General features: G+C 75.8%; 10 protein-coding genes. 4 read left to right on the top strand and 6 right to left on the bottom strand.

The window, feature by feature from the left end; translation table 11 throughout:
- Positions 1-3: 3 nt before the first annotated feature.
- From KMS84_RS23505 to KMS84_RS23495, 3 genes are all read left to right on the top strand, one after another.
- Complete coding sequence (locus KMS84_RS23505; protein ID WP_256918411.1) at positions 4-1,194, top strand: NUDIX domain-containing protein; 1,191 nt, start codon at positions 4-6, stop codon at positions 1,192-1,194.
- On the top strand, positions 1,187-1,729 hold the full coding sequence (locus tag KMS84_RS23500) for a GNAT family N-acetyltransferase (protein ID WP_256918409.1): 543 nt from the start codon (positions 1,187-1,189) through the stop codon (positions 1,727-1,729). The genes KMS84_RS23505 and KMS84_RS23500 overlap by 8 nt, the downstream gene beginning before the upstream one ends.
- 198 nt (positions 1,730-1,927) lie before the next feature.
- Entirely contained in the window at positions 1,928-3,169 is a 1,242-nt protein-coding gene (locus tag KMS84_RS23495; protein ID WP_256918408.1) for a phosphodiester glycosidase family protein, read from the top strand.
- Positions 3,170-3,190: 21 nt separating this feature from the next.
- Here the strand turns inward: KMS84_RS23495 and KMS84_RS23490 are convergent, their stop codons facing one another.
- The 6 genes from KMS84_RS23490 to KMS84_RS23465 all read right to left on the bottom strand — a co-directional run bounded on the left by KMS84_RS23490 (position 3,191) and on the right by KMS84_RS23465 (position 8,431).
- Positions 3,191-3,385: a hypothetical protein gene (locus KMS84_RS23490; RefSeq protein WP_256909477.1), complete on the bottom strand. Its 195-nt coding sequence runs from the start codon at positions 3,383-3,385 to the stop codon at positions 3,191-3,193.
- 114 nt (positions 3,386-3,499) lie between these two features.
- Positions 3,500-4,360, bottom strand: a complete 861-nt coding sequence (locus KMS84_RS23485) for a phosphatidylinositol-specific phospholipase C/glycerophosphodiester phosphodiesterase family protein (RefSeq protein ID WP_256918407.1) — start codon at positions 4,358-4,360, stop codon at positions 3,500-3,502.
- Positions 4,361-4,531: 171 nt separating this feature from the next.
- Positions 4,532-5,623, bottom strand: coding sequence for an acyl-CoA dehydrogenase family protein (locus tag KMS84_RS23480; RefSeq protein ID WP_256918406.1), 1,092 nt, complete (start codon positions 5,621-5,623; stop codon positions 4,532-4,534).
- Positions 5,620-6,804 carry an acyl-CoA dehydrogenase family protein gene (locus tag KMS84_RS23475; protein ID WP_256918405.1) on the bottom strand — a complete coding sequence of 395 codons (1,185 nt, stop codon included), beginning with the start codon at positions 6,802-6,804 and terminating at the stop codon, positions 5,620-5,622. Before KMS84_RS23475 ends, KMS84_RS23480 begins: the two co-directional genes overlap by 4 nt.
- A complete protein-coding gene (locus tag KMS84_RS23470) occupies positions 6,801-7,772 on the bottom strand; it encodes an NADPH:quinone oxidoreductase family protein (RefSeq protein WP_256918404.1) in 972 nt (323 codons plus the stop codon). The genes KMS84_RS23475 and KMS84_RS23470 overlap by 4 nt, the downstream gene beginning before the upstream one ends.
- Positions 7,773-7,858: 86 nt before the next feature.
- On the bottom strand, positions 7,859-8,431 hold the full coding sequence (locus tag KMS84_RS23465) for a helix-turn-helix domain-containing protein (RefSeq protein ID WP_256918403.1): 573 nt from the start codon (positions 8,429-8,431) through the stop codon (positions 7,859-7,861).
- A 223-nt stretch (positions 8,432-8,654) separates the two neighbouring features.
- On the opposite strand from KMS84_RS23465, the gene KMS84_RS23460 reads away from it, so the two are divergent.
- Positions 8,655-9,590 (top strand): NAD(P)/FAD-dependent oxidoreductase, encoded by a 936-nt coding sequence (locus KMS84_RS23460; protein ID WP_256918410.1) that lies wholly within the window; start codon positions 8,655-8,657, stop codon positions 9,588-9,590.
- The last annotated feature ends 38 nt before the right edge of the window (positions 9,591-9,628 follow it).

Here is a 9,628-nt window from a genome sequence, read left to right as displayed (position 1 = left end):
CCCATGACCCCTGCCCCCGCCCCCGACGGACCCGAGGCGGCCAACGCCGCGGCCTGGCAGGCCTATGCGGCACACCATCTGCGACGCGGCACCGTGCCGGACGAGGCGCAGCGGATCGACTGGGGAGTCCGTGACGCGGGGCCGGACGACGCCTTCCTCGGCGAGCTGAGGGGCCGGCGCGTCCTGGACCTCGGCTGCGGCACGGGGCGGCACGCCGCGCACCTCGTGCGCGCGCACGGCGCGGTCGTGGACGCCGTCGACGCGTCGGCGGGCCAGATCGAGCGGGCCGGGGCCCGTTACGGCGCTCTGCCGGGGCTGCGCCTGATCCACGCCGACGCCGTGGCGCATCTGCGGGAGGCGGGGCCGTACGACGTGATCTACTCCGTGAACGCCGTGCCGTTCGTCGACCCGCGCCGGCTGCTGCCCGCCCTGGCGACCGCGCTGGCCCCCGGCGGGACGCTCTGCTTCTCCGCGCCGCACGCCGACTCCGCGGGCGAGGGCCCGAGTCCGGACCTGGCGGCACGGCCCGAGACCCTGCGGTTCGCGGGCGGCGGGGAGACGACGGTCCACAGGTGGGCGCCCGCCCCCGAGGTGTGGGAGGCGCTGCTCGCCGACCACGGGCTGACGGTCGAGGACGTCGTGACGGTGGCGTCGCCCGACCCGGGCGACGCGGCCGCCTACCGCGTCTACCGGGCGCGGCGGCCGGAACGCGTCCGGGCCCGCCCCCGCGCCGGGCGTCCGCCGGCCGCGCACGCGACGCTCGGCGTCGGCGCCATCCTGCACGGCCCGCGGGGGCTTCTCCTGGGCCGGCACCGCGGGGGCACCTGGGAGCTGCCGGGCGGCACGGTGGAGCCCGGGGAGTCGCTCCGCGAGACGGTCGTGCGCGAGGTGCGCGAGGAGACCGGCCTGCGCGTGGCGCCGTCGGACGTGCGCCTGCTGGGCACGCTCCTCGACCAGGTCGGCGGGGTCGTGCGGATGACGGTCGGCGCCGTCGTCACGGCCTGGGAGGGCGAGCCGGCCGACCAGCCCGGCGAGAGCGTCGGCGACTGGCGCTGGTACCCGCTGGACGGGCTGCCGCCGTCGCTGTTCGTGTGCAGCGCCCAGTCCCTCACCGCGTGGCGTCCCGATCTGCCGATCGATCACGCCCCGGCCCGTTTCGCCGCCTTCGCCGCAGGGGCGGGCGGCGATGACTGACCCCGCGGGCCCGCCCTCCGCCGTCGTCCGGCCCCGCCGGGCGGCCGACCTCGACGCCTGCGTGGCGGCCCTGGCCCTCGTCCACGAGCACAGCGGCTACCCGGTCGACTGGCCCGAACGCCCCGCCGCCTGGCTGACTCCGGCCACACTGCTCGCGGGCTGGGCGGCCGAACTGCACGGGCTGGTCGTCGGGCACGTCGCGCTGTGCGCGGCCGACGAGGGGGACGCGGCGGCGGCCCTGTGGAGCGGCCGTCCGGACCGGCCGGCCCCCGCGGTCGTCAGCCGGCTGTACGTCTCCCCCGCCGCCCGCGGGCACGGGATCGGCGCGGCCCTGCTGGAACGGGCCGTGGGGACGGCGCGGGCCCGCGGGCTGCATCCGGTCCTGGACGTGGTCGCCGCGGACCCGGCGGCGGCGTTCTACGAGCGACTGGGGTGGCAGGGCCTCGGCAGCGTCGTCCAGCAGTGGGGTCCGGCACGCAGCGTGCTGCTGAACTGCTACGCGGCGCCGCCGCCGGACCGGCCCGCCGCGCGCTGAGGCCCGCCGCCGGCGTCGGGCAGGGTCCCGTCGCGACAACGGCCTAGCACAACCCGCCGTGCGGCACGGCCGAACGGCGGAGCGGGCCACCCGCAATCGTGGGTTTCCTCACCCGTTCCGTGGTCTTCACACCGACTCCCCGCCGGTCGTTCCCGCGTCTCTGAGACAGTTGCGCCCCGATCAACCCAGGGGGGGTCCATGACGCGGCGTCACCAGCGGTCCCGGGTCCGCGGAAGGTCTCTGGCCCTGCTCGTCGCGCTGGGCGTGACGGCCGGCGCGACGCTCGCGGGGACGGTCCCGGCCGACGCCGCCACCCCGGCCGGGACCGCGACCCAGGTGGCGGCGGGCGTGTCGTACCGGCAGTACGACCTGAGGGGGGCCGCCGGGACGGCGCGCGCGCACGTGCTCGACGTCGATCTCGCCAACCCCCGTGTGCGGCTGGGTCTGTTGTACCCGGGGGCGGTCGCGTCCCGCGCGCCGCTCTCCGCGCTGGCCGACCGGCAGGGGGCCGTCGCCGGCGTCAACGGCGACTTCTTCGACATCTCCGAGGCGCAGCACCCGGGTGTCGAGGCGACCGGGTCGAGCGTGGGCCCGGCCGTCGCGAACGGCCGCGCCCTCAAGGGGGCCGTCCCCGACGCGCAGCGGTTCGGGCCCCCGCCGCCTCCGGGCACGAACACCAGGGCCGTGGTCGGCGTGGGGACCGACGGCAGGGCGCGGCTGGACAGCCTGACCCTGGACGGGTGGTACGCCGCCGCGGGCCGGCGGCTGCCGCTGGGCGGCGTCAACCAGTACGCGCTGCCCGAGAACTCCGTCGGCGCGTACACCTCGGACTGGGGCGGCGTCTCGCGCCGGCGGGCCGCCTGCGGCACGGACGTCGCGCGGGCCGGGGCATGCACCACGCGCACCTACGAGGTGACGCTCAGACGGGGCCGGGTCGTCTCCGCCTCGGCGGCGCCCGGCGGCGGGGCCGTCGCGGTCGGCACGACGGTCCTCCTCGGACGGGAGGCGGGCGCGCGGCGTCTGAGGCGGCTCGTGGCGGGCCAACGGGTGACGGTTCACTACGCGCTGAGGTCGGCGTCGCGGTCGGCGTACGCCTTCGCCGTCGGGGGGTATCCCCTGCTGTCGGGCGGTGAGCCGCTCTCCGGTCTCGACGCCTCGCGGTCGGCCGTGCGCACGGCCGTGGGCATCGCCGCGGGCGGGAGGCGGGTGTTCCTGCTGGCACTGGACGGAGCCGCCGCGTACCGCCGGGGCCTGACCGTCGCCGAGGTCGCCGCCGCGTTGCGGGACCTCGGCGCCGGCGAGGGCTTCAGCCTGGACGGCGGCGGATCCTCGACCCTGGTGGCCCGTCGGCCGGGCGCGGCCCGGGTCGCGGTGCGCAACCATCCGTCCGACGGGTCGGAGCGTCCGGTGCCCAACGGCATCGGGGTCTTCACCCGGTGACGCCGGCGCCCCGGCGGGGCCTCACGGTCGAAGGCTGCCGACGATGTCGGCGGTCGCCGTGAGGCCGCTGTGGATGGTGGGCGCCATGCTGGTGCCGGCCAGCAGGAACCCGAGCAGCAGACAGACCAGCGCATGGGAGACCTTCAGGCCGCCGTTGCGCGTGAAGATCATCGCCAGGACCGCGAGCAACAGCACCGCGGAAATCGAAATGGCCACCGTCAACCTCCTCCACCACGTCCGCTTTCACGGCGTTCGGCCGTAAGTGTGGCGTAAAGGAGGGTTCCGCCGTGCTGGAGAGCCGTCCGCCGAACGAGTGGTGTCAGACGGGCGCTACGGCGTCCGGCGGGCGTCCAGGAAGGCTTCCAGGCCGGCCAGGTCGTCGGTGTTGAGGTAGTCCACGCCGGCGTCGAGGAGTGCGGCCCACACGGCGTCCCGGGCGGGACCGGCCACGTCCGGGGTGGCCCAGAAGCGCACCTGCTGCCCGCGCGCGTGGGCGGTGCGCACGAGGGCGCGCAGCCGTCGCCGCTCCGCCTCGGGGAAGGCCCCGAGGCCGGACCAGGTGAAGTGGAGCGTCCAGTTGTCGCTGATCAGGGAGGCGAACGAGGCCTCGGACGTGCCGAGATCGGCGAGCCTGCCGTCGTAGAAGGCCCGGCGGACGGTCTGGTCCTGCATCGGGACGCGGGCCGCGCGGTCGCCGGAGACGACGGCGGTGACCGGGCCCGCGTGGATGCGGCCCTTCGCCCAGGTCGTGAACAGGGGCGCGTAGCGCCGCAGTTCGCGGTCGAGCTGCCGGTAGGCGGCGGCCCCCTCGGTCTTGATGTCGACCAGCAGCTGGAGCGGACGGCGGTGACCGGGGTACACCGCGCCGCGGCCTGCCCGCACCCGGGCGGCCAGCGGGGCGAGGTAGAGGGACTCCAGGGTGCGGGAGGGGTCGAGGTCGGCCGGGTCGTGGGCGACGAGGAGCCGGCCGTCGACGAGATGGACGTCGGCCTCGACGCTGCCGAAGCGGTGGTCGAGCGCGTCGAGGAGAGGGCGGGGGTGCGCGTAGTCGTTGTGGGCGTGGGCGCGCCACAACGGGCGTGCGCGAGGGGCGCGTTCGTCGGCGGACGCGGTGCCCGCGGCCGGGGTCAGGACGGTCGCGAGCGTGGCGCCGAACGCGGTGAGGGCGCTGCGGCGGGTGACGAGGGCCATGTGCTGCCTCCCTGCGGGTGGGTGCGGACCACAGGGAGTATGCGGCGGACGGGGTGTCAACGAACCTCTGTGCACGAGGAGTTGGCCGGACCGCCGCTGCCCGTTCACGCCTTCGGCGCGGGCGCGCGAAGAAGCCCGCCCCGGGTGGGGGCGGGCTTCACCGGCCGGCGGTCAGGGTGCTTGCAGACCGACCAGATCGGCCAGTGCCGCACGATGGGCGCCCGCCGTGCCGTAGGCGATCGAGTCGGCCTTGGCCCGCTTCAGGTACAGGTGCACGGGGTGTTCCCAGGTCATGCCGATGCCGGCGTGCAGTTGCAGCGCCTCCTCGGCGGCCCGGACGGCCACGGGGGCCGCGTAGGCCTGGGCGACGGCGACCGCCACGGACGTCTCGTCGCAGGCCTCCCCTGCGGCGAGCGCGTCGGCCGCGGCCCGGGCGGCGGCGCGCAGGTTGACGACCTCCAGCCAGAGCTGGGCCAGCCGGTGCTTGAGCGCCTGGAAGCCGCCGACGGGCCGGTTGAACTGCTTGCGCTCCTTCAGGTAGCGCACGGTCTCGGTCAACGCCCAGTCGGCGAGACCGAGTTGTTCGGATGCGAGCAGGCCCGCGCCGGCCCGCAGCGCCCGGCGCACGGCGGGTCCGGCGTCGCCGAGACGACGGCCGGGCGCGTCGGTCAGGGTGACCGTGGCGAGGGGCCGGGTGAGGTCGAACGAGGTCTGCGGGGTGATCGTCGCGTCCTGCGCCCGCACGGCGTACAGGGCGCCGTCGTCGCCGGGCACGAGCAGCACGTCGGCGACGACCGCGTCGGCGACGCCGGTCAGCTCCCCGCGCAGGACGCCGTTCTCGACGTGCGCGACCGGGTGGGCCGCGTCCGGCGCGAGGTGCAGGCCGACGGCCAGCGCGCCGATCGTCCGCCCGGAGGCGAGCAGGCCGAGCAGTTCGTCGTCCCCGCATTCCAGCAGGGCCTCGGTGGCGACCACCGCGCTCGTCAGATAGGGCACCGGCGCGACCGCCCGGCCCAGCTCCTCCAGGACGACGGCCGCCTCGCGGTGGGTGGCGCCCTGGCCGCCCAGCGCCTCGGGCACCAGCAGACCGGCGAGGCCCATGCCGTCGGCGAGCGCCTTCCAGGCCGACAGGTCGTGCGGGGCCGCGGACTCCGTGCGGGCGATGACGCCGGGCGCGTCGCAGTGGTCGGCGAGCAGGTCCCGGACGGCGGCGCGCAGCGCCTCCTCCTCCTGCGAGTACAGCAGGTCGGGCTGAGTGTTCACCGGGCCAGGTCCTTCCATGCGACGTCCTTGTCGGTGCGCGGCTCGGAGGGCAGGCCCAGGACGCGCTCGGCGACGATGTTCAGCAGGACCTCGCTGGTCCCGCCCTCGATGCTGTTGCCCTTGGAGCGCAGGTAGCGGTACCCGGCGTCCCGGCCGGTGAAGTCCACGAGCTCCGGGCGGCGCATCGTCCAGTCGTCGTACAACAGGCCCTCCTCGCGGCGCAGTTCCACCTCCAGGCCGCTGATCTCCTGGTTGAGACGGGCGAAGGCGAGCTTCATGCCGGCGCCCTCGGGGCCGGGCTGGCCCTGGGCGAGCTGCTGGCGCAGACGTTCGCCGGTGAGCCGGGCCACCTCCGCCTCGACCCAGAGCTTCAGCAGGCGCTGGTGCAGGTCGTGGGTGCGCAGTTCGGGACGCTCGCGCCAGGTCCGCGCGACCGGGCCGATCATGCCGCCCTCGCGGGGCAGCCGCATGCCGCCGATGGCGACGCGCTCGTTGTTCAGGGTGGTCTGCGCGACCCGCCAGCCGTCGCCGACCTCGCCGAGCCGGCGCGCGTCGGGGATGCGGACGTCGGTGAGGAAGACCTCGTTGAACTCGGCCTCGCCGGTGATCTGGCGCAGCGGCCGGACCTCGACGCCGGGGTCGCTCATGTCGCACAGGAAGTAGGTGATGCCCGCGTGCTTGGGCACGTCCGGGTCGGTGCGGGCGATGAGGATGGCCCAGCGGGCCGCATGGGCGCTGGAGGTCCACACCTTCTGGCCGTTGACGACCCAGTCGCCGCCGTCCTGCCGGACCGCGCGGGTGCCGAGGGCGGCCAGGTCGGAGCCGGCGCCGGGTTCGCTGAAGAGCTGGCACCAGACCTCCTCCCCCGTCCACAGGGGCCGCAGGAAGCGCTGCTTCTGCTCGTCGGTGCCGTACTTCAGGATCGTGGGCGCGGCCATGCCGAGGCCGATGCCGATGCGCCGGGGGTCGTTGTCGGGGGCGCCCGCGGCCTCCAGCCGGGCGTCCACGACGGCCTGGAGGGAGCGGGGCGCGCCGAGGCCGCCCAGGCCCTGCGGATAGTGCACCCAGGCCAGGCCCGCGTCGAAGCGGGCCGTCAGGAAGTCCTGCCGCGCGGTCGTGGCGGGCGGATGGTCGGCCAGCAGCTGCGCGGTGCGGCGCTCGAGTTCGGCTGCGTCGGTCATGCGGCGGCTCCGTTCTGCGGTACGACGGCGACCCGGCCCGTGGTGACGCCGTCGGCCACGCGCTGCACGGCGGCCGCGGCCCCGTCGAGCGCCACGCGCTCGCTGACCAGCGGCCGGATCGCGCCCCGGGCGGCCAGCTCGGTGAGCTGTTCGTGGCAGTGCTGGACGAGCTTGGGGTTCCTGGTGTTGTACAGGCCCCAGTGCAGGCCGAGGATCGAGTAGTTCTTGACGAGGGCGTGGTTCAGCGCGGGACTCGGGATGGTCCCGCTCGCGAAGCCGACGACGACGATGCGGCCCTCGAAGGCGACCGTCTTGGCGGACTGGGTGTAGGCCTCGCCGCCGACGGGGTCGAACACGACGTCGGCGCCCCGGCCCGCGGTGGCCTGCTTGACCGCGCCGACGACGTCCTCGGCGCGCCGGTCGATCACGGCGTCGCAGCCGAGCTCCCGGGCGACGGCGGCCTTCTCGGCCCCGCCCACGACGCCGATGACGGTCGCGCCGGCCGCCTTGCCGAGCTGGACGGCCGCGCTGCCGACGCCGCCCGCGGCGGCGTGCACGAGCAGCGTCTCGCCGGCTTCCAGGCGCGCCCTGCGGTGCAGGGCGAACCAGCCGGTCTGGTAGCCGATGTGCAGCGCGGCGGCCTCGGCGTCGTCCAGCGACTCGGGGGCGGGAAGGAGGGCCGCGGCGTCCGCGAGGGCGTACTCGGCGAAGCCGCCGTGCGGCAGCGCCGGGTTGGCGATCACCCGGCGGCCGTCCTCCGTCTCGCCGCAGATCTCCACGCCCGGGGTGAACGGCAGCGGGGGCTGCACCTGGTAGTGGCCCCGGACCATCAGCGCGTCCGGGAAGTTGACGTTGGCGGCACGCACCCTGAGCAGGACCTGGCCGTCGCCGGGCGTGGGCCGCTCCACCTCCGCGAGCCGCATCACCTCGCTCGGCTCGCCGTTCTCGTGCACCTGCCATGCCTGCATGCGGAGCCTCCACGGGACTGCGTCGTCGAACCCTGGTCGACTGCATACTAAGCGGTCGCTTGCCCTCGGGGGAACCGTTGCGCGCGTCACCTCTTCGACGGCCGCGCGCGCACGTGCATCCGCTCGCCCTGCGGCCCGAAGAGGCTGAGGAACTCGGCGGGTCCCTCGCCCGTCGATCCGAACCAGTGCGGCACACGCGTGTCGAACTCGGCGGCCTCCCCCGCGGTCATCACCACGTCGTGCTCCGCCAGCACCACCCGCAGCCGCCCGGACATCACGTAGAGCCACTCGTAGCCCTCGTGGGTGCGCGGCTCCGGCGTCTCGTCGCTCTGCGGCACCAGCACCTTGAAGGCCTGGAGTCCGCCGGGCTGCCGGGACAGCGGCCAGAACGTGCGCCCGTGCCGCACCAGCGGACTGCTGCGCACCCGGGGATCGCCCACCGGCGGCGCCCCGACCAGTTCGTCCAGCGGGACCTGGTGGGCCTGGGCGATCGGCAGGAGCAGCTCCAGGCTGGGTCTGCGCAGCCCCGACTCCAGCCGGGAGAGGGTGCTGACGGAGATGCCGGTCGACTCCGACAACGCCGCGAGCGTCACCTCCCGCTCCTTCCTGAGCCTGCGCAGCCTCGGTCCGACCTCCGCGAGCACGTCATCCGTAGTCATGCCCCCATCTTGCGGAACCGGCAAAGAAGTTTGTCAATCCCGCACCCGTCCGGCGACCGTGACGGCGGAGGTGGTCACCGTGACCGAGCGGACGGATCAGACAGAGCGGGCGGATCAGACAGAACGGGCGAAGCGAACAGAGCGGACCGCGAGCGCCGGGGGCGCCGGGAACGCGGGGAGCCCTGCCGGCGCCGGGAGCCCGGCGGACGCCGCGACGTACGAGGTGGTCGTCGTCGGCGGCGGGGCGGCGGGGCTGTCGGCGGCGCTCGTCCTGGGCCGGGCCCGGCGCCGGACCCTGGTCGTCGACGCCGGCGAGCCGCGCAACGCGCCCGCCGCCCACCTGCACGGCTACCTGTCCCGGGACGGCATGTCCCCGGCCGAGTTCCTCGCGGTCGGCCGCGCGGAGATCGCACGGTACGGCGTGGAGCTGGTCCGCGACCGCGCGGTGGACGTGACCCGCGGCGACGGCGGCTTCGCCGTCCGGCTGGCGGGAGGCTCCCCCTCGGGGGAGGGCCGGACGGTGCGCGCCCGGCAGCTCGTCCTCGCGACCGGGCTGGCGGACGAGCTCCCGCCCGTGCCGGGCCTGGCCGAGCGCTTCGGGCGGGACGTGCTCCACTGCCCCTACTGCCACGGCTGGGAGGTCCGCGACCGGGCCTTCGGCGTACTCGCCACGTCCCCGGCGAGCGTCCACCAGGCGCTGGTCGTCTCCCAGTGGTCCAAGGACGTCACGCTCTTCCTGCACACGCTCGCCGAGGAGGAGCTGACCGACGAGGACCGCCGCAGGCTGGACACGGCCGGGGTGGACGTCGTCCCGGGCGAGGTGGCCGCACTGGTCGTCGAGGAGGACCGGCTCACGGGGATCCGGCTCGCCGGGGACGGCGGGGAGCACGCGCGCGAGGTGCTGTTCGTCGCGCCCCGGCCCGTGCCGAGGACCGGGCTCGCCGTCCGGCTGGGGGCCGAGACGAGCCGGACGCCCTTCGGCGACTACCCGGTGACCGACGAGCGCGGCCTGACGAGCGTGCCCGGCCTGTGGGCGGCCGGCAACGCCGCCGGATTCGCCGAGCAGATCGTGAACGCGGCCAGCCGCGGCTACCGCGCGGGGGCGGCGATCAACCTGGAACTGCTGATGGCGGACCTCGACGCGGGAGGCCGTCGGTAGGCGGCGTCGGCGGGCCGCAGCGGTGGCGAGGCCGTCCC

It is taken from the genome of Streptomyces hilarionis (genome assembly GCF_024539675.1).
GTDB classification, from domain to species: Bacteria; Actinomycetota; Actinomycetes; order Streptomycetales; family Streptomycetaceae; genus Streptomyces; species Streptomyces hilarionis.
The sequence above is the reverse complement of the archived record's forward strand: the minus strand, read 5'-3'. Positions and strand labels throughout refer to the sequence as shown.